Origin of the sequence: Streptomyces sp. Inha503 (assembly GCF_047215865.1) — a bacterium.
In the GTDB taxonomy this organism is placed as follows: domain Bacteria; phylum Actinomycetota; class Actinomycetes; order Streptomycetales; family Streptomycetaceae; genus Streptomyces; species Streptomyces lycopersici.
On the sequence record NZ_CP178360.1, the window covers coordinates 2,397,263 to 2,421,972 of the forward strand.

17 protein-coding genes and 2 pseudogenes are annotated in these 24,710 nt (G+C 70.0%); 7 read left to right on the top strand and 12 right to left on the bottom strand.

Annotated features, from left to right (window positions below; translation table 11 throughout):
* Window positions 1-47 precede the first annotated feature (47 nt).
* From ACJX2R_RS09905 to ACJX2R_RS09915, 3 genes are all read right to left on the bottom strand, one after another.
* Window positions 48-3,185: a discoidin domain-containing protein gene (locus ACJX2R_RS09905; protein ID WP_413099748.1), complete on the bottom strand. Its 3,138-nt coding sequence runs from the start codon at window positions 3,183-3,185 to the stop codon at window positions 48-50.
* Window positions 3,186-3,312: 127 nt separating this feature from the next.
* Entirely contained in the window at window positions 3,313-4,467 is a 1,155-nt protein-coding gene (locus ACJX2R_RS09910) for a serine hydrolase domain-containing protein (RefSeq protein WP_413099749.1), read from the bottom strand.
* A gap of 63 nt (window positions 4,468-4,530) precedes the next feature.
* Window positions 4,531-5,472, bottom strand: a complete 942-nt coding sequence (locus ACJX2R_RS09915) for a helix-turn-helix transcriptional regulator (protein ID WP_413099750.1) — start codon at window positions 5,470-5,472, stop codon at window positions 4,531-4,533.
* 180 nt (window positions 5,473-5,652) lie between these two features.
* On the opposite strand from ACJX2R_RS09915, the gene ACJX2R_RS09920 reads away from it, so the two are divergent.
* Entirely contained in the window at window positions 5,653-6,534 is an 882-nt protein-coding gene (locus ACJX2R_RS09920; RefSeq protein ID WP_413099751.1) for an alpha/beta hydrolase, read from the top strand.
* 182 nt (window positions 6,535-6,716) lie between these two features.
* Window positions 6,717-7,862, top strand: coding sequence for an ROK family protein (locus ACJX2R_RS09925; protein ID WP_413099752.1), 1,146 nt, complete (start codon window positions 6,717-6,719; stop codon window positions 7,860-7,862).
* A gap of 51 nt (window positions 7,863-7,913) precedes the next feature.
* Here ACJX2R_RS09925 and ACJX2R_RS09930 read toward each other — a convergent pair whose 3' ends face one another.
* On the bottom strand, window positions 7,914-9,212 hold the full coding sequence (locus ACJX2R_RS09930; protein ID WP_413099753.1) for a haloacid dehalogenase-like hydrolase: 1,299 nt from the start codon (window positions 9,210-9,212) through the stop codon (window positions 7,914-7,916).
* A gap of 280 nt (window positions 9,213-9,492) precedes the next feature.
* Complete coding sequence (locus ACJX2R_RS09935; RefSeq protein ID WP_413099754.1) at window positions 9,493-10,410, bottom strand: aminoglycoside phosphotransferase family protein; 918 nt, start codon at window positions 10,408-10,410, stop codon at window positions 9,493-9,495.
* Between the two features lie 139 nt (window positions 10,411-10,549).
* Here ACJX2R_RS09935 and ACJX2R_RS09940 point away from each other — a divergent pair, with 139 nt between their 5' ends.
* The 4 genes from ACJX2R_RS09940 (at window position 10,550) to ACJX2R_RS09955 (ending at window position 17,431) form a co-directional block, all read left to right on the top strand.
* Window positions 10,550-10,774 carry a hypothetical protein gene (locus ACJX2R_RS09940; RefSeq protein WP_210945700.1) on the top strand — a complete coding sequence of 75 codons (225 nt, stop codon included), beginning with the start codon at window positions 10,550-10,552 and terminating at the stop codon, window positions 10,772-10,774.
* A gap of 225 nt (window positions 10,775-10,999) precedes the next feature.
* Window positions 11,000-12,943 (top strand): ATP-binding cassette domain-containing protein, encoded by a 1,944-nt coding sequence (locus tag ACJX2R_RS09945; protein ID WP_413099755.1) that lies wholly within the window; start codon window positions 11,000-11,002, stop codon window positions 12,941-12,943.
* A 178-nt stretch (window positions 12,944-13,121) separates the two neighbouring features.
* On the top strand, window positions 13,122-14,216 hold the full coding sequence (locus tag ACJX2R_RS09950) for a bifunctional class I SAM-dependent methyltransferase/NUDIX hydrolase (RefSeq protein WP_413099756.1): 1,095 nt from the start codon (window positions 13,122-13,124) through the stop codon (window positions 14,214-14,216).
* Between the two features lie 500 nt (window positions 14,217-14,716).
* Complete coding sequence (locus tag ACJX2R_RS09955) at window positions 14,717-17,431, top strand: FHA domain-containing protein (RefSeq protein ID WP_413099757.1); 2,715 nt, start codon at window positions 14,717-14,719, stop codon at window positions 17,429-17,431.
* 132 nt (window positions 17,432-17,563) lie between these two features.
* On the opposite strand, the pseudogene ACJX2R_RS09960 reads toward ACJX2R_RS09955, so the two are convergent.
* The 6 genes and pseudogenes from ACJX2R_RS09960 to ACJX2R_RS09985 all read right to left on the bottom strand — a co-directional run.
* Window positions 17,564-17,665 (bottom strand): annotated as a pseudogene (locus tag ACJX2R_RS09960) (DUF4232 domain-containing protein); the annotation flags it as partial.
* 8 nt (window positions 17,666-17,673) lie between these two features.
* Window positions 17,674-19,653: pseudogene (locus ACJX2R_RS09965) on the bottom strand (PA14 domain-containing protein); the annotation flags it as partial.
* Between the two features lie 63 nt (window positions 19,654-19,716).
* Entirely contained in the window at window positions 19,717-20,220 is a 504-nt protein-coding gene (locus tag ACJX2R_RS09970) for a hypothetical protein (protein ID WP_413099758.1), read from the bottom strand.
* Window positions 20,221-20,397: 177 nt separating this feature from the next.
* On the bottom strand, window positions 20,398-20,520 hold the full coding sequence (locus ACJX2R_RS09975; protein ID WP_413099759.1) for a hypothetical protein: 123 nt from the start codon (window positions 20,518-20,520) through the stop codon (window positions 20,398-20,400).
* A 103-nt stretch (window positions 20,521-20,623) separates the two neighbouring features.
* Complete coding sequence (locus tag ACJX2R_RS09980; RefSeq protein ID WP_413099480.1) at window positions 20,624-21,586, bottom strand: electron transfer flavoprotein subunit alpha/FixB family protein; 963 nt, start codon at window positions 21,584-21,586, stop codon at window positions 20,624-20,626.
* A gap of 84 nt (window positions 21,587-21,670) precedes the next feature.
* Entirely contained in the window at window positions 21,671-22,456 is a 786-nt protein-coding gene (locus tag ACJX2R_RS09985; protein ID WP_413099481.1) for an electron transfer flavoprotein subunit beta/FixA family protein, read from the bottom strand.
* A gap of 132 nt (window positions 22,457-22,588) precedes the next feature.
* Between ACJX2R_RS09985 and ACJX2R_RS09990 the strand changes: the two genes are divergently transcribed.
* On the top strand, window positions 22,589-23,338 hold the full coding sequence (locus tag ACJX2R_RS09990) for a TetR/AcrR family transcriptional regulator (RefSeq protein WP_413099760.1): 750 nt from the start codon (window positions 22,589-22,591) through the stop codon (window positions 23,336-23,338).
* A gap of 97 nt (window positions 23,339-23,435) precedes the next feature.
* Here the strand turns inward: ACJX2R_RS09990 and ACJX2R_RS09995 are convergent, their stop codons facing one another.
* Window positions 23,436-24,359, bottom strand: a complete 924-nt coding sequence (locus ACJX2R_RS09995; RefSeq protein ID WP_413099761.1) for an endo-beta-N-acetylglucosaminidase H — start codon at window positions 24,357-24,359, stop codon at window positions 23,436-23,438.
* Window positions 24,360-24,710: the final 351 nt, after the last annotated feature.

Sequence of the window (24,710 nt, forward strand, 5' to 3'; positions counted from 1 at the left end):
TCGCCTGTGGGCCGCCGTCCCCGCATGGCCCGGCGGGCACGAAGCGGTCAGCGCACCGTCAGGCGCCGCAGGCGTGACACCGCCGCCTGCGCCGACCCGTCGACCTCGATGCTGACGTAGCGGGCCGTCGCTGAGGCGGTCAGCCGGCGCATCCGGCCCCGGCCGGTGAGGGTCCCGGCGTCCCGGTAGGTGATGCCGTCCGTGCTGAAGCCGGCCTTCGCGCCCGGCGCCGTGCCCGCCGTCCACTCGGTCTCCACCAGGCGGACCGGGCGGGCCGCGCCGAGGTCCACGACCATGCGGCCGCGCGCACCCGGCTTCCAGGCCGTGTGGGCGTCGCCGTCCACCGCCGCCGCGGGGTCGGACATGCCCTCCGGCAGCGGGCTCGTGGGGAAGACGGTCCTGCCGAGGGCCAGGTCGTCGTGCGGGTGGGCGGCCGCGCCCTCCAGGACGACGGTGATCGTCCGGTCCGCTCTGACGACGGCGACCTCGCTGTGCCCCTGGGCCCGGACGCGCAGGGTGCAGGAGGCCCCGGACAGGCGCACGGTCGCGCCGTCGACGACCTCGACCCGCAGGCCCGTCGGCAGGCGCCGGCTCGTGAGGGGGGTGAGCGTGAAGCGCGGGGGCAGCACGACCGCCGTGGCGGCGGGCAGCGCGGCCTCGAAGGACGTGCCGTCGGCGGTCAGCCGCTGGGTGCCCTCGAAGACCACCGTGTCCGTGCCGGTGCGCGGGATCGTGATCCGCGTCCTGACCGACTCGCCGGAGAGGTTGAACAGGGTCAGGTGCCCGTCCGTCAGCGTCGTGCGCACCTCGGTGGCCTCCGCCGTGGGCGCGGTACTCCGGGCGATCGCGCGCAGCCTCCCGGCCGATGTACTGGGGAAGCCCTCGACGAGGAGCGGTGCCGCCGGGCCGTCGCCGAGGACGATCGTGTCGTCGTAGACGCCGATCGGGTTCCGGCCGTCCCGCACCACGAGCCCGGCGCGGCCGTCGACGTCGAGCCAGCCACCGCGGCTGCTCACCGCCGGCCTCGGCCCGGTCGCCAGGTCCCGCCAGTCCCGGCCGTCCGTGGAGCCCTGGACGCGGTAGGCGCGGCCGGCCGCCGACTCCCAGCGCAGGGTGACCCGGTCGATCCGGCGCTCGGCGCCGAGGTCGACGGCCAGCCAGCTGTCGGCGCGCGGACGGTCGGCCCTCGACACCGCCCAGCGGGTGGCCGCGTCGCCGTCGACCGCGAGCGGCGCGCCCTTCCCCGCGTCGGCCGACGAGGCGGTGGCGGACCCGCCGCGCGCGAGGTCCGGGCCCTGGGCGCCGTCGCACACCTCGAAGGCGTACAGGGAGTATCCGTAGGCCGGGTCGGGCCGTACGCCGAGCATGCGGACGTGGCGCACCGTCGTGGGTGTGAAGCCGATGTCGTCGACCCGTCCGGCGGGTGTTCCGGTGGAGGTGTCGCGGGCGCGGACGGTCGCCTCGCCCTCCTCGAAGCGGTAGGTGCGCGCGCCGTCGAGCCCCGGCATGCCGGGCATCGTCAGGTTGTGCACCTCGAGGTGGCCCTCCGCGTCGGCGGTGCCGCCGCTCGCGTAGACGATCGAGCCCGTCGGGAGCGTCGCGAACCCGGCCCAGCCGCCGTCCAGGCGCAGCAGCGTCGCGCTGCCGTCGAAGCCGTCGCGCGGGGACTCGTACACGCGCACGGTACGGCCCTGGACCTTCGCGGCGGTGGCGGGCAGGAACATCGGGGTCGCGCCGCTGACCCGGAACAGCCAGTCGTCATGGGCCGGCTGCCAGGCGAACTTCACGAACCCGGGCTTCGTCACGGCGCCGGCCCACGCCTTCGGCGACTGGTGGGACACCAGTCCGGGGCCGGTTCCGAAGTCCGTGACACCGGAGGACCGCGCGAACAGTTCCTCGCGCGACAGCGCCGTGACGGGCCGCCCCGACGCCGCCGCCCACACGTGCAGCAGATAGCTGATCGCGATCTCGGCGCGTGCCTCCGGCTCGTACTTCGGCTCCCCCGAGAACTTCGCCATCCGGTGCTCGGGCGGGTACTGCTGGTACGCCTCCAGCCGTGCCGCCAGCTCCTGCTCCGCGCGCGCCGCGGCCCGGTCGCGCATCACCTGGGAGAGGAAGGCGAGCGGGATGACGTCCCTGCCGTAGAGGTGCTCGCGGTCGTTGACCATCGGCATCAGCGGTTCGCCCGCGTCGCTCATGACACCCAGCAGCGTGCGCCACAGCGGCTGGGCGTTCGGCTGCCGCGTGAGGACCTGCGGGAGGGGGCGTCCGGCGGCCAGGAAGTGCGCGGCGTTGCGGCCGGAGGTGCGCCACAGCTCCTCCTGGTAGTGCGGGCCGAAGGAGCCGTGGTTCTCGACGATGAAGGTGTCGTACAGGTTGCGGGCGGTGTTCTCGGAGACCGCGACGCCGTCCACGCGGGCGGGGTTGGCGAGGTCGGCGGGCGGCAGCCCCGCCTCGTTGCGCGACCAGACGCCGTACCACCTGGCCCAGTCGGCGGCGCGGCGGTCGTCGTGGGCCCACGCGAGCGCCGGTGCGAGGGTCTGCGCGTACAGGCCCATCTCCTCCAGCTTGGTGTCGCCGACGTGTCCGCCGGTCAGGCCGTTCGGTGTCCAGTCGCCCGAGGCGGGGTCGTCGCCGCTGCCCAACGAGGTGGTGTAGGCGGCCTGTTCGCGGACGATGGTCTCGACGTTCCGCCGCGTCGTGGTGTCGAGGTCCTTCCACAGCAGCCGGGCGGCGAGGACGAAGTACGACTGGAAGGTGGTGTCGAAGAAGAGCGTACGGCCCCATGCGTCGCCGCCGGTGAGCCGGTTCGAGGCGGCGAAGTGGCGGATGGTGGCGAGCGTGCGCCGCTCGAGGGTGTCCCGGTCGGTGCCCGCGCGCTCGGCGTCATAGGTGCCGTGGGTGAGCAGGACCGCGTGGCCGAGGACCACGGCGAACCCGAAGTCCTCGGCCCGGTAGTGGCCCTGGGCCTCGTCCCACTGGGTCTCGGACCACCGGGTGTGGTCCAGGAGCACCCGCAGGTAGGTGGCCGCGACGGCGTCGGGCAGCGGGTCCGGGTCCGTACGGCCCTGCGCCGCGTGGGCGCTCGCGGCTCCGGTGAGCGGGGGCAGGGTGGCCAGCGCGCCCGTGAGACCGGCGAGGTGCAGGAAGCGGCGGCGGTCGAGGGGCAGGGATCGGTGCGACACGGAACGACACCTCGGAGGCTGGACAACGTTGTCAGAGCGCGTCGCACATTCTTCGGCGGTCCCGGTCCGCGCGTCAACAGGTGTGACGTGAGAGCCATTCACCGGTTTTCGATCCGCGGGGCGGAATTCACCGCTGGGCGTTGGTCCGGAGCGCGTCGTAGATGGCCGTGACATAGGTGCCGCTTCGGTCGGAACCGATGATGCCGGGGGCCATGCCGTTCATCATGTAGGAGATCGTCATGCGCCGATCGAGGTCCATGATGATCATTGACCCGCCCCAGCCTCCCCAGAAGCAGATCCTTCCGTCGGGGATCCAGGCGATGGTGTCCTTCTTGGGCAGCGCATAGCCGACACCCCAGCGCACCGGGATGCCAAGGACCAGGTCCACACCGTTGGCCTGCTCGTTGAAGATGAGATCGATCGTGTCCGGGCCGAGCAGGCGGATGCCGTCGACCTCACCACCGCGGGCGATCGCGGACAGCATGCGTGCGACGGAGCGGGCGTTGCCGTGCCCGTTGGTCGCACCCATGTCCGCGCGGCGCCAGTCCGGTGTGTTGGCGTCGTCCGCCTCCAGATAAGGTCCGGTCGCGGCCTTGACGCCCGGGTTGTCCGTCCCCAGGGCGTCGGCGTCGATCCGCATGGGGGGTGGCGGACTCACGTTCGCGATCCGGCCCCAGTCCTCCTCGGCGGCGCCGATCTGGAAGTCGGCGCCCAGCGGGCCGGCGATCTCCTCGGCGACGAACCGCTTCAGGGGCTTTCCGCTCACGCGGCGGATGACCTCGCCGAGCAAGTGACCGAAGTTCGTCAAGTGGTAGCCCGACGCCGTCCCCGGCTCCCACCACGGGGCCTGAGCGGCCATCCGGGCGGTGGACCTCTCCCAGTCGTAGAGGTCCTCGAGCGCGGCGGGCTGGTCGAGACCGGCGACCCCGGAGGTGTGCGAAAGAAGGTGGCGGATTTCGACGCCCTGTTTGCCGTTGGCGGCGAACTCGGGCCAGTACTCCGCCACCGGTGCGTGGATGTCGAGTTCGCCACGGTCGACGAGCATGAGCGCTGCCAGACTGGTGACGGCCTTCGTGGTCGACCACACATTGGTGATGGTGTGTTCGTCCCACGCCACGGTGCGAGCCGGGTCGCGGAAGCCGCCCCACAGGTCGATGACGACGTCGCCGTCCATGTCGAGGACCAGGGACGCGCCCAGTTCCTCGCCGGAGGCCACGTTCTGTTCGAACTTGGCGCGGACGGTGTCGAATCGGGCGTCGTGCCTTCCATCTACGTTGCTCATGGCGGCTCACGCTAACACCTGACGTGGCGTCAAGGAGCGGGACAAAAGCGGGCGGCACACGGATTAATCGAGCCGGGTGGCTCGCTCGTCGCCGATCAGCAGCTGGAGGCGGCTCAGGCGGTCCGTGGTCTTCGTGCCCGGCACGGGTTGGAGCAGCAGAAGCCGTTGCCTGGACAGTGGGCTGGCGAGGATGACGCAGTCCAGATCGAGGCGCCCCACCCGCTCGTCGAACACGGACTTCGTCGAGCAGCGCAGCGTCGACACCCGGTGCCGCTCCCACATCTCGGCGAACTCGGCACTGGCTTCTCGCAGATCGGAGACCAGTGTCGCGGCGGCGGGATCGTGGCCGCGCTGGGTGACCGTGGCCCTGAGGTCGGCCACGTACGACAGGCTGGTCGCCTCTTCCTCCTCCGGCGACGCCGAGCGCAGTACGGAACGCCAGTGCGCGGAGGTGAACCAGTGCCAGGTCAGGTTCCTCCCGTGGCCCGGCCGGTCGGCGAACGTGCCGAACAGGGCGACGTTCAGGGGGTTCTGTGCCAGGACGTTGGAGAGGTCGTCGGAGATGAGCGCGGGTGTGGTGGCCGCCACCGCGTCCAGTGTGTACGACAGTCCCGGGTCGAGGTAGTCCGGGGGCTCGGCGGGAGTCGGCGGCGCGTGCCCGGCCAGCAGGTACAGATGATGCCGTTCGTCGGGTGTCAGCCGCAGGGCGGTCGCGATGCTCGCGAGTATCGCGACCGACGGCTGGGGGCCACGCGCCTGCTCAAGACTCTCGTAGTAGGCCGTGGACATGTTGGCCATCGCCGCCACCTCGTCACGGCGCAGTCCGGGGGTCCTGCGCCGGGTGCCGGGGGCGAGGCCGAGATCCTCCGGGCGCAGGGCCGCACGGCGACGGCGGAGGAAGTCCCCCAATTGGATCCGGTCCGTCATCTGGGTCCCCGGGGTGGGCCTCCAGCCCGGGTCCGCACTGGCGATCGGACCGTGGGCCGCGTCGAGAGGGCGCTTCATGAGGTGCATCGTCGCATTGGGCCCCCGCCCCGTGCACATGGGCTGACCGGGGCCCCGGGTGCCGCCCGTTTTATCCACTGGTCGTCAGTACGTGGCTGAGCTGTTTGCCCGTCTCCCGCGCGTGTCTATGGTCCTGCTGTCCCAGTTGGTCGATGAGTTGCAGGATGAAAGAGGAAAAGCGTGGAAGCCACGACCCCTGTCGTTCTTGTTCACGGTTTCTGGCACGGCAGCTGGTGCTGGAGCCCGGTCGGCGAGCACCTCGCGAGCCGTGGTGTCGCCTCGGTCGCCGTGGACCTCGACGGACATGGTCTGAAGGGTCGCTCGCCCCGGTCGCGGTGGGGGCGTCCGTTCGATGCCGACGCGTTCGCCGTGGAGCCCTCGCCGGTGGCCGGGATCACGGCGTCCTCCGCGGCCGCGACCCTGGTGGAGCAGGTGCGGCGGATCGGAAGCGGCCGGCCGTGCCTGGTCGTGGCGCACAGCATGGGCGGCACCGTGGCGACCGCCGCGGCTGAACGGGCGCCGGAACTGTTCGCCGAGCTGATGTACGTAACGGCGTTCGCCCCGGTCGGTGGGGCGTCGGCGGCGCGGTACCTCCGCATGCCGGAGAACGCGGGCGAGATGGTGGCGGGCGCGCTCTCGGCGGACCCGGCGTCGGTCGGCGCGCTGCGCTACGACACGGGCGACATCGATCGCCGGGCCGTCATCCGCGAGACGTTCTACAACGACGTCACCGACGACGTGACCGCCGAGGCGGCCATCTCGCTGCTGACCACGGACGCGCCCGCCGGCGTCGTCTCCGAACCGATCACGGTGACCGCCGAACGGTACGGTTCGATACCGCACAGCTACGTCGTCTGCACCAGGGACAACGCCATACGGCCCACGTTGCAGCGCCTCATGGTCCGGGAAATCGACGCCATCTCCGCCCAGCCGACGACGGTCGTGGAAATGGATTCCTCGCACTCACCGTTCCTCTCGCGGCCGGGCGCCCTCGCGGATGTCATTCACGTGGCGCACAAGGCGATACACCGGCCTGACCGGGCGCGGGCCGCCGGGGCCTGACGCGGTCCGGGCACCCGTGGACGCGCCGTCTCGTAGACCCACAGCATTCCCACAAAGTCGCCCTCTAGCCTCGCGGGCCACAAGCGACCGGCTCACCGGCGTCCTACCCGCGTCACAGGTACGTCCAAAGACACGGGTGCGTTCAAAGACACGGGTGCGTCCAAAGAGGGGACCCTTCCGCCATGCTGACTGAGAGGACACGGGCCGCCGCCTCCCACAAGACCCTGGTACTGCGCCTGTTACGGGAACACGGTCCGCTGACGCGGGGGCAGTTGGGGACCCTGTGCGGCCTGTCCCGCACCGTGCTCCACGACGCCGTCGGGGCGCTCATGGACGACGGCACCGTCCTCGCCTCGGTACCGGAAGCGGCCCGGCGCAAGCGGGGCCGCCCGGCCGAGGTGCTGACCGTGAACCCCGGAACCGGCCTGCTGCTCGGCATCGAGTTCGCGCGGCGGGCGGTTCGGGTGGCCACGATGAACGCGTCACACGAGATCGTCGGTGCCGTGCGGGAGGCACACGGCCCCGACACCCCGTGGCAGGCCCGTGTCGACATCGCATGGCGGCTGGCGGACACCCTGACGAGCGGGACGCTGCGATCCGGCGCGCCGAACGGCATCGGCGTCGGGGTGTTCGGACCGGTCGGCCCACCGGAGCACGACCCCATGCGGGCGTCCCGGCACAACACGGTTTCAGAGCTGGTCCGCGAGCGCTTCGGTGCGCGGGTGCTGGTCGACAACAACACCAGGCTGGCGGCACTGGCCGAGACGATCTGGGGCGCGGCCACCGGCGAACGGGATGTGCTGTACCTGCGGTTGTCGCACGGCGTCGGCGGCGGACTCGTGGTGGCGGGCGCACTCCACCGCGGCGCTGACGGCCGCTCCGGAGAGTTCGGCCACATCGCCGTGGAACCGGACGGCGCGCCCTGCGAGTGCGGTGGGACCGGGTGCCTGGAGACGGTGGCCTCGATCGGGGCCGTACTCGACGCCTACCGCGCCGCCGGAGGTACGGCAGCGGACATGCCGGAGCTGGTGGCCGCGGTCAGGTCGGGCGACCGTAAGGCACACGCGGTGCTGGAGCGGGCCGGCGCTTACGTCGGCGGAATGCTGGAAGCGGTGAGCCACGCCGTGGGCCCGGCCGTGATCGTCGTGGGCGGTGAGCTGGTCGACGCCGGTCCGGCCCTGCTGCGGCCGATCGAACGGGCGCTGAACACGCGCGTGGCGCACGGCTCGTATGGGCGGCCGATAGTGCGTCCGGCCGGACTCGGCGACTCCGCCGCCGCGCTCGGCGCCATCGCCCGCATGGCGCCCGGCCCCCGCACCGTCCGGTAGGAGGATCGTCGTCACCGTGAGGTACGTGGCGGTCCTGGGCGCGCTCCGCGCCTACTGGCCTCCGTGGACCGAGTCCTCCTGGTCCGGGATGACACTGCCGTCCTGTCGGCGTACCGGACCCAGCGTGCCGTCGGGGTTGGTGTATCCGGTGGTGGAGCAGGGGTAGGCGGCTTCCTTGCGCGGCAGCGACTCGATGAACATGGGGTTGATCAGCCAGGTGCCGTCCGCGTTGTCGTAGGCCCGGCACATGATCTCGTTCTTGTTCCGGTTGAGGACCAGGCCCGCGCCGGTGGCGTCGCCGACCATCGTCACATCGGTGTCGGCATCGCCCGCGCCGATCACCAGGCGCTTCCCGGCAGGCTGCTGCTTCCAGGCGGCGGGGCCGGTGACACCGAACACCTTCTCGTTGAGCCAGCATCGCTTGCCCTCGATGTACGGCATGACCGCGCCCTTGCTGTCGGGTTCGCCACCGCACCCTTCCTGGGTGTAGGTGATGCGCCCCCGACGGTCGAGCAGGTTGCGGATGGCGAGGGTGTGTTGGCGGTCGACGCCGACGCCACCTGCCCAGGCGTTGGTGACCGGAGTGCTGCCGGCGGAATCCACCCACACCTCGAAGCCCGCCTTCTTCAGGACCCGGATCAGATCCTTGATCTGCGGGTTGTAGCGAGCGTAGGCGTGCAGGGTGTGGCTGCCGACCCGCTGTGTGGCGCCGACGGGCGCGGCCAGCGCCTCGGCCCGGGACTTCCGCGCGTAGGAGGTGACCTCGGCCTCGGTGTGACCCGCGAACAGCTGGGGCACCCAGGCGTATTGGGGAAGGGTCCGGCGGCTGTTCCACTCTCCCGCGAATGCCTTGTGGCCGTTCATCAGGGTGGCCTCACTGCGGACGGAGAAGATCTCGTCCGTGCAGGCGGTGTTGGTGGAAGTCGGCAGTGGCGCGCCGACGGGCACATCCGTGCCACATGCCTTGGTCAGTGTGCGGTCGGCTTCCTCGGTCAGCCAGGGACTGGTGTCGGACCAGCGAGCCGGTCGCAGGATCTTGTCGTGCTTGAGAGCCCAGGCGATGGCGAGGTCGGTGATGTCGTTCTTGGTGACGGTGTTGTCCCAGTCGAAGGCGGCGACCGGCCGCTTGCCGTGCCGCACCTGCGGGTTGCCGCACGTTCCGTGCTCGTCGATCACTCGCTGAAGCCGCTCCCTGTTGTCGCCGTACCACGCGAGCGAGGAGGAGAGGCGGGGGCAGTGGGCTCGTCCGGCGGCGGTCTCCGTCGCGTACGTCGTTCCCGCTGGAGCCAAGGACGTCAGTACGACGACCGATGCCATCCCGAGGACGGCACCCAGGGAAGCAGTGCGCATGCGGTGACTCTCCTTCACATCGAGGACGGTGAGGACGGGTGAGGACGGGTGAGGGCGAAACGTTCGTACGACGGACGGCAGGACGACTCGTACCGTACGCGCAACGATCATCCGGGTACACCTTTGAGCGGCGAGTCACCGCAGTGGCCGCGAGCGCGGTGTCGGTCGTCTGCCCCGGACAGGCAGTGTGGACGAGGTACGGGGTGCGGTGGCCGGCGTCTGAGGGCGGACCGTCACCGCCGACGACGCGCGGATCGGACGCGGTCGCCCATAAGACCATTCAGTGGTCGATCGTCGTGGTGAGGCGTCGCAGCGCGGCATGTCCGGGTGGGCCCCAGGTGCGCTTGCCGCCCGGACGGCCGTGGACGCCCGCCTCTCCGATGAGGACGCAGACGAGGGCTTTCAGCACCGCCCAGCCGCGGGCGCGGCGTCGGGTCGCCGTGTCCGGGGTCGGCTGATAGGCGTCGTAGAAGCGGTCGACGGCGCCGTCCGGCAGCAGTATCCAAGCGGCGGCGAGATCGCAGGCCGGATCGCCCGCGAAGAGATCGCCGAAGTCGATCACGCCGCAGAAGGTGCCGTCCTCGGTGAGGACGTTGGCCGGATGCAGATCGCCGTGCAGCCACAGCGCCGGCCCCGTCCAGTCGGGCGCGGCGACGGCATCCTCCCAGACGGCGCGGACGGCGTCCGGGTCGGCGATCAGCCCCGGCTCGGTGGCCGAGGCCATGGTCCGGGCGAACCCCTCGGCGTGGTCGGTCAGCGATCCTCCGCGGTCGCGGCCGGTAGGCGCCCCGTCGGGGGCGGGCCGGTGAAGAGCGGTCAGAAACGCGGCCAGGGTGGCGGCCGCCTCCGCGGCGCGCGTGGCGGGGGCGCGGTCGGCGGGCGTTCCCGGCACCCAGGTGGTGACGATCCAAGGCCGCGGAAACCGCTCGGAGGGCTCGCCGAGGCGCTGCGGGACGGGGACCGGCAGGGGGAGACGCGGGGCGAGAGCGGGAAGCCAGGCGTGCTCCTTGCGCAGCAGCGCGTCCGCGGACAGCGTCGCCCAGGGCAGCCGGACGGCGAGGTCGTCGCCGAGCCGCCACAACTGGTTGTCCCAGCCACGTGCACCGAGCCGCACAGGGTGATCGGCCAGGTCGGGGTGCTGGTCGCGCAGCAGATCCCGGACCAGTTCCGCGGTGATCTCGATCTCGGTGTGGGTCATGCGGAGCCACGATAGCCGGACGGTGACCCGGCGTTCGCGACAGCCGACAGCCCGTGGTCCCGGGCCTCCGTCGTCCCAGCCGGGCGGGGATCGACGGCTGCGGGTCGGTCCTGGTCGCGGGGTTTCCTACACTCGCAGGATGAACAACTACACGTGCACCCATTGCGGCACCGTCGGTCTGGCGGAAGGTTTCATCGAGGACGCCGGCGAGCACTCGCGCGGGTACGCGCGCTGGATCGAGGGCGCGATGGAGCGGGGGTTCTTCGGGGGTGCCAAGCGGACGGGGCGGCCCCGGCGGCAGATAGTGGCATTCCGCTGCCCCAAGTGCGGACACCTCGAGCTGTTCGCCACCGACGAGGTGTAGCCGGCCCTCGTCGCCCCGGACGTCCACGGGCCGACCCCACCGTCGGCGTTTTGGCCACTTCCCCTTCCGGGCCCGGCCCTTGCGCGGCAAGGGCCGGTGCAACCCGCGCCTCCGGCACACGCCCAATCACGGGGTTCCAAGGCCGTCCGAAACACATGTGTTCGAAATTCCCGCTGAGTCGTTGACCCTCACAAGCCAGCCGCGCGACCGCCAAGGGGGACCACGTTGACTTCGGCCAGCACACAGGAACAACCGACTCCGGGCCCATCGGACACCAGCACGCCGGACGACACGAACAGCGCACGGGACGAGGAGTTCCTGTACCGCGACAAGTCCAGACTCCAGGCCGGCGCACAGATGACGACCAGCACGATGGCGCGGCGGCTGCCCGCGCTGGTCCTGCGGTCCCTGAAGATGGCGTGGCGGGTGGACCGCGGCGCCACGCTCGGCCTGCTGGCATGCCAGGTCGGCACGGGCGTGCTCGCCGCCGTGGGGCTGCTCGCGGTCACGGGGACGATCACCGCGCTGATCTCGTCGGGAGACATCACCGAGCGACTGTGGGAGGCGGCTCCGCGGCTGGCGGTCATCGCCACGGCGGCCGGTCTGCGCGCCCTGCTGGGGATCTCGGTCACATGGCTGACCGCGCGGCTGCGGCCGGTGCTGGCCCGGGCGGCGGAGCTGACGATGATCGAGGCGGCGCTCGGCGCGGAGCTGGCGGCGAACAACAAGCCCGGCTACAACGACTTCTACGACATCGCCGACCGCGGCGCCCAGGTCACACCCGACCTTGTCGACGAGGCCCAGAACGTGCTGGCCGCCTCGGCCACCCTCGCCGCCGGCGCGACCGTTCTCACCGTGCTGCACCCGGCGCTTCTTCCGCTGCTCCTTCTGGCGTGCATGCCGCAGGCCGCCGCGTATGTGCGGGCCGCGAGGGTGGTGTACCTGGCGGCGCTGGAGACCTCGGGGCGGCGCCGGATGCTGCACAAGCTCCGCTGGCACATGGCCTACGTGGAGTCCAGCGAGGAGATGCGGGCCTGCCTGGCCGGCCCCTTCCTCATCGGCCGGTACCGGCGGCTCGCCGCCTCGGTCAACGCGGCGGAGCGCAAGGCCGCGGACACCGGTGCGTGGATGGGTCTGGCCGGCGCGGTCGCCGGCGGCGTGGCGTCGGCCGCGGTGTGGGCCGCGCTGCTCTGGCTCCTGGCCTCCGGCCATATGAACCTCGCGGCCGGAGGCGGCGCGGTCTTCGCCCTCCAGACCGCGACCGGCTCCGTACGCGGCATCATCAACGGCGGGGCCCGGCTGGTACGCACCGGCTGGTACGTCCAGGACTGGCAGAACTTCCTCGACAACGCCCATGGGCAGGCCATGACGGCGTCCCGAGGCACCAAGACCCTCACCGGGGCGCCGGAGCGGTTCGAGGTCCGCGACGTCACCTACCGGTACGACGGCGCCGACAAAGACAGCCTCAGCGGGGTGTCCCTGCGAGTGCGCCGTGGGGAGATCGTGGCGCTGGTCGGGGAGAACGGATCGGGCAAATCCACCCTGTCCCGGCTCATTTGCGGACTGCTGCTGCCCACGTCCGGCGAAGTGGCGTGGGACCACACGACCACGGCGGAGCTGGAGCCCTGGGAGGCGTGGCAGCATGCCGCCCTGGCCCCCCAGAAGTACACCTACCTGCCACTGACCCTCCGCGACAACATCACCTTCGGGCAGGGTGACACCAGCGACACCGCCGTCCTGGCAGCCTGCGAGGCGTCCGGGGCGACGGACATGCTGCCCGGCCTGCGGTCAGGGCTCGACACCCTTCTGACGTCGGAGTGGTACGGAGGGCAGCAGCTGTCCGGGGGGCAGTGGCAGCGTGTGGTGCTGACGAGGGCGTTCTACCGGAAGGCGGCTCTGCTCGTGATGGACGAGCCCACCGCCGCGCTGGACGCCCGCGCGGAGCACCACATCTTCACCGGACTGCGGGGCCTGGCCAAGGACCGAGCGATCCTGCTGATCACACACCGGCTCGCCAACGTCGCCGTGGCGGACAGGATCGTCGTCCTCGACCAAGGACGGGTCGTGCAGGAAGGAACGTACGCCCAACTCACCGGCGAGCCCGGACTGTTCAGGACCCTATGGACACTTCAGCGGCGCACGGGCGGCGAGACGAGCACCTGCGCCTGACCCCCACCGCCACCGGCCCCCGGACGATCTCGTCACCGGTCTTGATGGCCAAACCGGATGATGAAGCCGCGCAGTCACCACTTTCCTCTCTCTGCTCTCGGGAGTTCTCGTGTCCGTTGAGGACCTCAACGCCGAAGCCTGGACCGTTTACGGCCAACGTCAGCTGAACCGTGGGTACATGCCACCTGTCCCCGCACGGCTGGAGTGGACTCCGTGGGAGGGGGTCGGTCCCGGTGCGGAGATCCTCGGTGACGTCACCGGCAAACGCGTCCTGGACATCGGCTCCGGCCCGGGCCACCACGCCGTGCACCTGGCCCGAGCGCACGATGCGCAGGTCACCGCGGTCGAGCGGTCCTTGACCCAGCACCAACGAGCCATCGATACCCATGCAGGGACTCCCGGCATCCAATTCGTGCACGGCGATGTGGTCGACTACCTCCGCACCGCCCAGCCCTTCGACGCCGCGTACGCCATCGGGAGTCTCGCCTTCACCGATCCGCGCCGCTCCCTGCCCGCGCTGCGGGACGGGCTGCGCCCCGGCGCGCCGTTGGTCCTCTCGCTCCTCCATACCGACCTGCACGGCCGGGGTCCGTCGATGACAGTGGCGCCACGCGAGCAGACGCTCAGGCTCCGTGACGATCCACCGCTGCCCACCCGGATGTGGGTCTTGGCACCGCGGCTGTGGGAGGACCTGCTCACCGAGCACGGCTTCCGAGTCGAGGCCGTCGACCTCCTGCGCGCCTCCGACGGGAACAACCCCGTGGTGCAGCAGCTCATCCGCGCCCGACGCCTCCCGCACGGCCCCGTACGCGTCTCCAGCCGACCGCGCTCCACCCGGCCGCCCGCGCCGCACGCCGCCATCGGTGTCGGCGCCATCGTCCTCAGCGACCAGGGCGTACTCCTCGGCCGCCACCGTCGCGGCACCCTCGAACTACCCGGAGGCACCGTAGAGGCCGGGGAATCCCTCGAGGCGACCGTGGTCCGTGAACTCGCCGAGGAAACCGGGCTGATCGCCCGCCCCGACGACGTCACCCTGCTGGGCACGCTGGTCGACCACGTCGGGGACATCGTGCGGGTCACCGTCGGCGCCATCGTCGGCGCCTGGCGGGGCCAACCGGTCACCCAGCCGGACGAGAGCGTCGGTGACTGGGCTTGGTACCCCCTGGACCGACTGCCTGACGGCCTGTTCGTATGCAGCGCCCAAATCCTCACCGCCTGGCGCCCCGACCTGCCCATCGATCACACCCCAGCGCATTTCACTCCCTATGCCTGACGCGAACGGGAGAAGACGACCTCTCGTCAGCTGGGCTCGTGCAATGCCACGGCCTGGTGTCCCCCCAACCCCGACGAGCACGGCATGGGTGATGAGTTCGGCGAAGTGAGCGGGCCCTCGGTCCACAGCGCCAGGATCTCCTGCCGGGAGCGGAGCAGTTTGAACGATATGGCCGGAGTGGGCACCCGTTCAGGGCGTTCACGCCGTCGAGGCTCCGCGCCCTGACGCGCAACCTCCGCATGTCCCGGGCCCTCTTCCATATCGGCCATGTCCGTACGCGCCGACGTGCCCCGGTCCGGGCCGCGCATCGGCTGACCGCCCCCGACTCCAACCCGACGCCGACTCCACGAGGACACACCGCTGTGATGCCTGACGAACACTTCGACCGCATCGCCGACGAACGCACCGATCGTCCGCGCGCAGCCCGTCGCGTTCATCCGGAAGCGCACAGCTCGGCTACCGGGGAATCGTCGGCCTCGTATGGACCGGTGGCGGCAGACGTGCCGGAACTTGTGCTGCATGCCAATGGACGCACCTGGACCCTGGACGCGTCCCGGAGTTACACCATCGGGCGCGACCTGGGGGCCGACGTCCCGTGCATCGACCGCCGGGTCTCCCGGCGGCACCTCGTGATCCGCTGTGACGGCGGGACGTGGGTCGTCGAAGATCTCGGCAGCGCGAACGGCACGTTCGCCGAGGGGCGTCGTATCCAGCGGATCGAGATCGGCCACGGTTCGATCGTCCGGCTGGGGAACGTGTCCACCGGCATGCGGCTGGACTTCACCGGAACCCCGGCGGCGGGCGACGGTCAGGCGCGTGCTGACGCTCAGGTGCGTGCTGACGCTCGGATACGCGCCGGGCTGCCCCAGGGCGAGGCCCGTCCCCAGGCCCAGACCCCCACCCCGGCCCCGGCCCCGGCCCCGGCCCCGGCTGCCAACGATCGGGGCACATCGGCGGCGGCCGCCGCCACACCCCCGGTGGTGCCCGGTCCCCGGGCGGGGGAGGCTCCGGGAGCCCCGACGGGGGCGGCGGCCCATGGCGACGACCTGTTCCGGCCCCTCCCCCACCCCGCAGCGTCCGACCCCACCCGTGCCGCGGTTCCCGGGACTCCCGGAGCCGCGGGTGGCGCCCGGGACGCCCATCGGCCCGAAGGGCCCACAGCCGGTCCCCGTGGAGCCGCCGCGGCCCTTTCCATCGACCGGGATCCCTCGGGCGTCCACCGGCTCGACCTGGGACAACGGCTGCGCATCGGTCGCGCGCCGGAGAACGAACTGGTGGTGGAGGGCCCGTATGTCTCCCGCCACCACGCGGAGTTCCGACCCCTGCCCGGTGGCCGTTTCGAAATCGTCGACCTCGGCAGTCACAACGGCACCTATGTCAACGGGCAGCCCGTGCACCGCCAGGTCATCGGCCCGTACGACATCGTCGGTGTCGGCCACTCCACCTTCCGTCTCGCCGGAGACCGGCTGGAGGAGTTCGTCGACACCGGTGAGGTCTCCTTCACCGCCCGCAACCTGACGGTGACCGTCGGACACGGCAAGACCATCCTGGACGACGTCTCCTTCGGTGTCCCCGAGAAGTCGCTCGTCGCGGTGATCGGGCCGTCGGGCTCCGGGAAGTCCACCCTTCTGCGCGCACTCACCGGCTACCGGCCCGCCGACCGTGGTCAGGTGCTCTACGACCACCGCGATCTCTACGCCCAGTTCGCCGAGTTGCGCCGCCGTATCGGACTCGTCCCGCAGGATGACATCCTGCACAAGGAGCTGACCGTCGACACCGCTCTGAAGTACGCCGCCAAGCTCCGCTTTCCTGGCGACACCAAGGCGGCCGAGCGCAAGGCCCGAATCGACGAGGTGCTCCAGGAGCTCAAGCTCGACGTGCACCGGACCAAGAAGGTGGCCTCCCTCTCCGGCGGTCAGCGCAAACGGGTGTCCGTCGCCCTGGAACTGCTGACCAAGCCCTCCCTGCTCTTCCTCGACGAGCCCACCTCCGGTCTGGACCCGGGCCTGGACCGTTCTGTCATGAAGTTGCTGCGGGAGCTCGCCGACGACGGCCGCACCGTGCTGGTGGTGACGCACTCGGTCGCCGAACTGTCCATGTGTGACCGGGTGTTGGTCATGGCGCCCGGTGGCTCCGCGGCGTACTTCGGTCCCCCGGACGAGGCCCTGGACTTCTTCGGTCACGACAGCTGGGCCGATGTCTTCTCCGCCTTCGAGGACCATCACGACGACGACTGGGGCGGGCGCTGGCGGGCTTCCCGGCAGTACCACCGGTGCATCGCGGAGATCGACTCGGCCGTACCACCACAGCAGCCCGGCGCCCCTGCCCCGCAGCCGCGCGCCCGAGCCCTACAGCCCAAACCACAGGGCTGGATCGGCCAGTTGTGGACGCTGATGCGCCGCTATGTGTCGGTCATCGCCTCCGACAGGGGCTTCATGGCGCTGATGCTGCTGCTCCCGGCCGTGCTGGGCGGAGTGAGCTGTCTGATCCCGGCGAAATACGGACTCGCCCCGCCACCGCCCGACAGCGGTTTCCGCTACAACCAGGAGTCCGGAACCATTCTGCTGGTGCTGATCGTCGGCATGTGCTTCACCGGCGCGGCCAACTCCGTACGTGAATTGATCAAGGAACGGGTGATCTACGAACGGGAGAGAGCCACGGGTCTGTCCCGATCCGCGTATCTGATGTCGAAGGTGATCGTCCTCGGTCTGATCACCGCGATGCAGGGTGTCGTCATCTGCGCGATCGGCTTCTCCGTCCGTCAACTGCCGGACCAGGGGCTGCTCATGCCCACGGCCGTCGAGGTCTGCGTGGTCGTCAGCGCGCTGGGCTTCACCACCATGCTGTTCGGTCTGGTCATCTCCGCGCTGGTGAGGACCCCGGAGAAGACCATGCCGCTGCTCGTGATGTTCGCCGTCGTCCAGGTCGTCTTCACCGGGGTCCTCTTCAAGCTGTTCGACTCTCCGGGCATCGAACAGATCGGCTGGCTGATGCCCGCCCGCTGGGCGGTCGCCGGCGCCGGGACCACGCTCGACCTCGCGCACACCATGCCGCCCTGGAATCTCGACAAGCCGGACGACCTCGACCCGCTGTGGGCCCACACCGTCACCCAGTGGGGTATCGACCTCGGTGTGCTCCTGGCGATCGGACTGCTCTGCGGCTTCGCGGTGGCCCGCCTGCTGCGCCGGCACGAACCCGAGGTCATGCGGGACTAGGGAGTGCCCGCCGGATCTTGACGCCTGCGGCGAGCCGCTCCCCTACCCGCCCTTCCCGTAGCCCGCGAGACATAGCGGTCAGGCCCACGATCAGAGATCGTGGGCCTGTCTCGGGTATTACCAAGCCGCGGGTCAGCCGCCCTGCCCGATGCCCCCGATCGGGCCGACCTTCATCGCGGAACCGGAACCGTCCGTGACGGGCAGCGTGCCGCCGCCCGGCCAGTCGAGGGTGACGCCCGACCGGCGCCGGCAACGCCGAATCGGCCGCGAGGGGCGCCGCCACCGGTGTAGCCGGTGTGCTCGGTGTCGATGTCGGCTCCGCCGGTCAGGCGTGCCGATTCCGCGTCGTACGAGGTGATGGGCTGCTCGGGGCCGGGGCGTGCGTTCAGCGTGTACCAGGCCTCGGTGGACCAGAGTTGCTCACCGGCGTCCGAGGCGAAGGGGCGCGGTGAGCGTATGTGCACCACCCGGTCGGTCTTGAGGCCGGGGATGGTGAGCCGGACCGTGCGACGGTCGGCGGACAGCCGGGCGGCCGCGACGGGGAGGGTCTCTTGGTCGACCTTGGGGCCGCCGTACGCCGGGGTGGGGACGTAGCGCCACTGCTCGGCGGAGTAGGCGCCGTTCGACAGCTTGGCGGCGGTCTCCGTCGACAAGGGCTTGGTATAGGTGAGTTCGAAGCCGTCGCGGGTGGCGCGCATGGTCTTGATGTCGAAGGCGGTCTTGCCGTTCGGCGTGAGTTTCTGAAGGCCGAAGCGGAGTTTTCCTTCCTGTCCCCAGTTTCCATCGGCGCCGAGGCCATCGGCGTAGATCGCACCGTCCGGTCCGGTGCTGATTCGGGTGATGCCGGCCTCCAGGCCCTGGGTGTCCGCCGTAGGTGACGTCGCCGAAGAGCATCTGCCCGGCGAAGGGTCCCTTCTTCAACAGCATCGGCGTACTGGGCGAGTTGGCTATCTCGTTCTGCGGCAGCCAGAGCGCGGGCTTGGTGACCGGGCGGTCGTCGAATGGGCCGTCCGGGTTGGTGTAGTGGTTGAAGAAGCGGTCCTGCTTGACGTGGAGCAGCTTGGAGGCGGGCAGCCAGCCGCCCTGATTGTCGGTGACGAAGAGATCGCCCTGGGGTCCCCGCCCGATCCCGTTCGGGGTCCGGAGGCCACCGGCCAGGTAACTCACCTTCCCGGTCCGCTTGTTCACCTTGATGGTGGTGCCGTGGTTCGCGGCAGGCTGCGGATCGGTTGTCGCACCGCCGTAGTTGATGGCCACGGAGAGGTTCAGATAGAAGTTCCCCTTCTCATAGAGCAGTCCGAAGGCGAACTCGTGGAAGTTCTCTCCGTACGGCCAGTCGGCGACCTTGCGGATCTCGTCCGCGGTGTTGTCGCCCTCGATGTCGGACAACTCGGTGAGCTGGTGCTTCTCCGAGACATAGAGCTTTCCGTCGACGTACTTGATCCCCATCGGCTCCTTCAGGCCGCCGGCGATCTTCTTGTATGTGACCTTCTCCGGCCCGGTGTCACCCGTGACATGCGAAGCCCTCGGGGCGCAGATCGGTGAGGGTGTAGCCCGGGTTGACCGAGGTCAGCGGGAGTCCGTCGCCGGGGGTGTCATAGCTGCCCTCGCACTCCTTGCGGCCCGGGGCGGTGACCCGGACGACGCCGGCGTCGGTGCTGAGCACGGAGTTCGGGACGAGGGAGAAGTCGTCGGCGCCCGGCGGCTTCCACTGGAGGGTGACCTGCTGCTCGCCGCCGCGGTCGAAGTGGTCGATGCGCAGGGGGTGGTAACCGGGCGCGAGGGGCGATCTCGCCGTCCTTGGGCTCGGCACCGTGCAGTCCGTCATGGTCGACGACCTTCTTGTCGCCGATGAGCAGTCGGGAGCCGTCGTCGCTGATCAGGCGGAATGTGTAGGGGACGTCGATGTTGCCGGTGATCTGCGACACGAAGTTGTCGGTGAAACCGAAACCCTCGGTGGAGGACCAGTCGACGTTGGGGATCAGCTTGTCGACGTTGGGGGTCTGGGCCGGTTTGAGGTCGCAGAGCTTGCTCAGCGGGGACTGGATGTCGAAGACGCGGAGGGTGACGCCAGGTTCCTGGGGCGGCAGATCTCCGAAGGGTCTTTCGTCCGCTTCGGCGGCCGGTGTCGCGAGGGCGCCGGCGAGAAGGCCCGCGAGGAGCAGGCCGGTTCTTCGTGGTCTACGGCGGTGGCCGCGAAGGCTCGGGGACTTGCGTAGCATCACTCCTTTGTCCTCAACAAGTCGAAAGTCCCCGCCCCTCACCGCACGCGGTGGCGGCCGGGGTCAGCCGGCCGTCTTCACCTTGGTCGCCTTGGCGACCTCGCACGTCTTCGGCATCGTTGCGGAGTCGCCCTTCCACGCGGCGGACGCGAGCGCGCTCTTCATGGCCCCGGCTTGGACGGGCTGATTGGCGAGGGTGGCGTAGACCGCCTGATCGGGGTGTGCGGAGTTCAGGAAACGGACCTTGACGGTGTAGGCGTAGTCCGCCGCGCCATTGGCGTTGTCGAGCTGGACGACCGCGAACAACTTGGCCGCGTCGCGCAGCTGGCACGACTTGATACTGACCTCGGCCTTGGACGTGACGGCCTGGGCGGCATTGGATCCGCCGGTCGACCCGCTCGCCGCGGCGGACGGCGACGACGCGCTCTTCGAACCCGGCGAGCCGCTGCTGCTCGTGCCCTTCTTCTCGTCCTTCCCGGCGGCGGACGACGCGTCGTCCGACCCACCGCCGGAGCAGGCCGAGAGAGCAAGGAGGGCGCAGGCGGCGAGCGCGCCGAAAGCGGCCACGCGAGGAAGCTGGTGCATGGTGAAAAGTCCCCCGTCAGGACACGGATTCGCCGGACGGACCGGCCGAGTCCGCTTCACGCTAGCACCCGCCATACACGCCAAGCGCTTGAGCGATCACTGGTTGGCGCACCCGGCGCCTGGCGCCCGAGACGTTGGTCCCGCGGAACGCCGTACCGCTCAGTGGCGGAGGAAGGAATCGATGGCCATGGCGGCGTCCGCCGTCTTGACCGCCTCGGCGATCACATGGGCTTCTTCCCGGCCTCTCTGTGCTCGATCACTGAGCGCGGTGTCGTCGACCACTTCGTTGATCGGCCCCCAGGCGGAGGCTTCCTCAGCGGTGGTTCGACGCGCTGGGGCCGGAAGCCGCCACCCCGACCCCAAAGCACAGCCGATTGATCCGACGTCAGCCCTTGCGGGACTTGACCTCCTCGGTCAGCTGCGGGACGACCTCGAACAGGTCACCGACCACGCCGTAATCGACCAGATCGAAGATCGGAGCCTCGGCATCCTTGTTGACCGCCACAATCGTCTTCGAGGTCTGCATACCGGCCCGGTGCTGAATCGCACCCGAGATACCCGCCGCGACGTACAACTGCGGCGAGACGGTCTTACCCGTCTGACCCACCTGATTGGTATGCGGATACCAGCCCGCGTCCACCGCCGCACGCGAGGCGCCAACCGCCGCGCCCAGGGAATCGGCCAGCGCCTCGACCACGGGGAAGTTCTCCGCACCACCCACACCACGGCCACCGGAAACCACGATCGCGGCCTCGGTCAGATCCGGACGCCCCGTCGACTCACGCGGCGTACGCGCCACCACCTTCGTACCGGCGGCGTTGTCGGAGAAAGACACCTCAAGCGCCTCGACCGCACCCGCGGCCGGGGCGGCCTCCGGCGCGGCCGAGTTGGGCTTGACGGTGATGACCGGCGTACCCTTGCTGACCCGGGACTTGGTGGTGAAAGCGGCGGCGAACACCGACTGCGTCGCCACCGGACCCTCCTCCCCAGCCTCCAGGTCCACCGCGTCGGTGATGATGCCCGAACCGATACGGACCGCCAGCCGGGCCGCGATCTCCTTACCCTCCGCGGAGGACGGGAACAACACAGCGGACGGCGACACGGCCTCATACGCCGCCTGAACCGCGTCCACCTTCGGCACCACGAGATAGTCGGCGAACTCCGGCGCGTCCGCGGCCAGCACCCGCACCGCACCGTACTCCGCCAAAGTGGACGCCGTATCCGCGGCACCGGCACCGAGAGAGACCGCGACAGGCTCGCCAATGCGGCGGGCCAGCGTCAACAGCTCCAGCGTGGGCTTGCGGACGGCACCGTCCACGTGATCGACAAAGACAAGGACTTCAGCCATGGGAATCGCTCTCCTGCGACATGCGAAAGATCTGGACGATAGGGACGGCGCGGCTCAGATGAACTTCTGACCCGCCAGGCGGCTTCAGATGAATTTGCGCTCCGCGAGAAAGGCAGCGAGCTGCCTGCCGCCCTCACCCTCGTCCTTGACGATCGTGCCCGCCGTACGGGCCGGACGCTCAGTGGCACCCTCCACGGCCGTCCAGGCACCCTCGAGACCGACCTCGTCCGATTCGATCTCCAGGTCCTCCAGGTCCCAGGACGTCACCGGCTTCTTCTTCGCCGCCATGATCCCCTTGAACGACGGATACCGGGCCTCACCGGACTGGTCGGTCACCGACACCACCGCCGGAAGCGACGCCTCCAACCGCTCGGTCGCGGTATCCCCGTCCCGGCGCCCCTTCACCGTGCCGTCCCCGACCGACACCTCCGACAGCAGCGACACCTGCGGCACGCCGAGGCGCTCCGCCAGCATCGCCGGGAGCACGCCCATGGTGCCGTCGGTGGAGGCCATCCCGCAGATCACCAGGTCGAAGCCGGTCTTCTCGACCGCCTTGGCCAGCACCAGCGAGGTACCCAGCGCGTCGGTGCCGTGCAGATCGTCGTCCTCGACATGCACGGCCTTGTCCGCACCCATCGACAGCGCCTTGCGCAACGCGTCCTTCGCATCCTCCGGACCCACGGTCAGCACCGTGATCTCCGCGTCATCCGCCTCGTCGGCGATCTGGAGGGCCTGCTCGACCGCGTACTCGTCCAGCTCCGAGAGCAGACCGTCCACATCCTCACGATCAACGGTCAGATCCTCGGCGAAGTGCCGGTCGCCGGTGGCGTCGGGCACATACTTCACACAGACAACGATCCTCAAGCTCACGCCGGCTCTCCTCACCGTTCTCGAATGTCTGCGTTGCCGCAGCGGAGCACCCGTACGAGGGTATGGCACTCAGTGCCCTGCGTAAAGGTACTCAGTGTCAATCACTGCTGGTGCTGATGCTAGGTTCCCTCCATGACGGACGTACGCGACGAGGGCAGGGCCACCGCGGCGGTCGGCGGGCCCGAGCCGTCCGACAAGGCGCCCATGCGCGAGGCGCTCATCGAGGCCGCGTTCCAGCTCTTCCTGGTGCACGGTTTCGAGCGGACCACGGTGGACGACATCGTGGCGCGGGCCGGAGTGGGACGCCGGTCGTTCTTCCGCTACTTCCCGTCCAAGGAAGACGTCGTCTTCCCCGAACATGAGCGCTGCCTGGCCGAGGTGAGCGCCTTCCTCACCACGAGCACTGACGGCGAACCGCTCGACGTGATCTGTGACGCGGCCCGTCTCGTCATGCGGATGTATGCCGCGAACCCCGAGTTCTCCGTGCAGCGCTACCGGCTCACCCGCGAAGTGCCCAGCCTTCGCGGCTATGAGCTGTCCGTGGTGCACCGCTACGAGCGGACCCTGGCCCACTACCTGCGGCAACGGTACTCAGGGGATCATGCTGGAGCGCTTCGGGCCGAAGTGCAGGCCGCGGCCGTCGTCGCCGCGCACAACAACGGACTGCGGACCTGGCTGCGAGGTGGGGGGCGGGGCGATGCCGCGAAGGCGGTGGATCAGTCGCTGACCTTCGTCCGGCAGACATGGGGCAGCGTCGGCGAATCCGCGGAGAGCGGCACCGCGCCCGCGCCGGAGGACGATGTGATCGTCATGGTGGCGCCACGGAGCACTCCCATATGGCGCGTGGTGCAGAAGATCGAGAAGACTTTGGAGGACGACTAGCCCCCCGCATGGCACTCAGCGCCTTGGCCGAGGGTACTCAGTGCCCTACAGTGCCTGACCTGGGACAGCCCGGTCAGGCACCGTCATCTATCGGGCCTTACGGCGTGTAGACGGCGTCACTGCCGTACAGCTCCCTGGTGAACGCGGAGACATCGGCGCTGCGATTGGCGCCGTCGAGGTTGTACGTCAGATAGACCCCGTACCCCTCGCTGACGGTGCGGCGGGCGAGGTCGGCGGCCGTGCCCTGCGAGGTCCGGCCGATCTCGACGGCCGCAGGTGACAGCTTCGACTTGGGCAGTGCTATGCGGGGAACCTGCCAGCTGCCGTAGTACGGGTTCCAGGCGTAGTCGAACTTGGACGAGATGTCGATGCCGCCGTAGGAGAGGCGCGACGCGGCCGGGCCGATGTTGTAGAGGCTGATGATCTTGCCCGGCATGTTCGCGCGCAGTGCCGTCACCAGGTGCACGAACGAGCTGTCGTTGGGCTGGCCCGTGCCGTTGTTGCCGTACTCCGCGTACTCGTCGTCGAAGTCGATGCCGTCGAGGCCGTACTCGGCCACGGTGTCCGACAGCTTCTTCGCGAACGCCGAAGTCGCTTGCTGGGAAGGGAAGTTGGCGAAGCCCGCGCCCTGGTGGTTGCCGAGCACCGAGAGGACGACCTTGATGCCCTTCTGCTGCAACGGCCGTATCTCCGTGGCGGCGTTGTCGAGGACGCGCTGCACGTTCTCGTTGAAGTGCAGATACGCCGTCTTGGTACCCGTGTCGTAGTTGATGTTCGCCGCGAAGATCACGGCGACGTCGAAGACGTTGCCGCCGCCGTTGGCGAGGGTGTACTTGCCGACGTTGCGCATGCTGTTGTTGTTCACCTCGACGTACGCCACCGAGGTCGGCCCCTGTTTCGCGGGAGCGGGAGCGGGGGCCGCCGCCGCACCGGTCGTGGCGGTCCCGGCGAAGGCGAGGGCCGCGACCGCCGAGAGCGCGAACGCGGTCCTCCGTACTCTGCTCCGTAAGAGAGTGAACATCGCTGACTGCTTCTCCCCTCGCTTGGGTCGGCGCCCGACCTGTTCGGAGCGCCGGGTGAGCCCTCCAAGTCTTCCGCCCCCGTAACCGGATCCCGAGAATCGCGCGCGAACTCTTCACGACTCCCACGCACCTCACGCCGCACACCGGCGCCGCGCGGTCGGCGGGCCTGACCCGGCGGGAGGGGTCCCGGCCGGGGCGGGGTCCCATGGGGCCATGATGCATAGAACGTCATCCACCGCCGTCTTCGCCGTCGCTGTCGCTGTCGTGTTCGCCGCCCTCACGTCGTGTTCCTCGGATTCTTCGGACGGGCCCCATGCGAAGGGCCGGTCCGGCGGGTCCAACTCCGGGTC

What these genes read in the sequence shown, in the direction of transcription:
- ACJX2R_RS09910 (WP_413099749.1), bottom strand. Translation starts at nt 4,467, where the DNA reads ATGAGCAACGTAGATGGAAGGCACGACGCCCGATTCGACACCGTCCGC.
- ACJX2R_RS09915 (WP_413099750.1), bottom strand. Translation starts at nt 5,472, where the DNA reads ATGAAGCGCCCTCTCGACGCGGCCCACGGTCCGATCGCCAGTGCGGAC.
- ACJX2R_RS09925 (WP_413099752.1), top strand. Translation starts at nt 6,717, where the DNA reads ATGCTGACTGAGAGGACACGGGCCGCCGCCTCCCACAAGACCCTGGTA.
- ACJX2R_RS09930 (WP_413099753.1), bottom strand. Translation starts at nt 9,212, where the DNA reads ATGCGCACTGCTTCCCTGGGTGCCGTCCTCGGGATGGCATCGGTCGTC.
- ACJX2R_RS09935 (WP_413099754.1), bottom strand. Translation starts at nt 10,410, where the DNA reads ATGACCCACACCGAGATCGAGATCACCGCGGAACTGGTCCGGGATCTG.
- ACJX2R_RS09940 (WP_210945700.1), top strand. Translation starts at nt 10,550, where the DNA reads ATGAACAACTACACGTGCACCCATTGCGGCACCGTCGGTCTGGCGGAA.
- ACJX2R_RS09950 (WP_413099756.1), top strand. Translation starts at nt 13,122, where the DNA reads ATGCCACCTGTCCCCGCACGGCTGGAGTGGACTCCGTGGGAGGGGGTC.
- ACJX2R_RS09980 (WP_413099480.1), bottom strand. Translation starts at nt 21,586, where the DNA reads ATGGCTGAAGTCCTTGTCTTTGTCGATCACGTGGACGGTGCCGTCCGC.
- ACJX2R_RS09990 (WP_413099760.1), top strand. Translation starts at nt 22,589, where the DNA reads ATGACGGACGTACGCGACGAGGGCAGGGCCACCGCGGCGGTCGGCGGG.
- ACJX2R_RS09995 (WP_413099761.1), bottom strand. Translation starts at nt 24,359, where the DNA reads ATGTTCACTCTCTTACGGAGCAGAGTACGGAGGACCGCGTTCGCGCTC.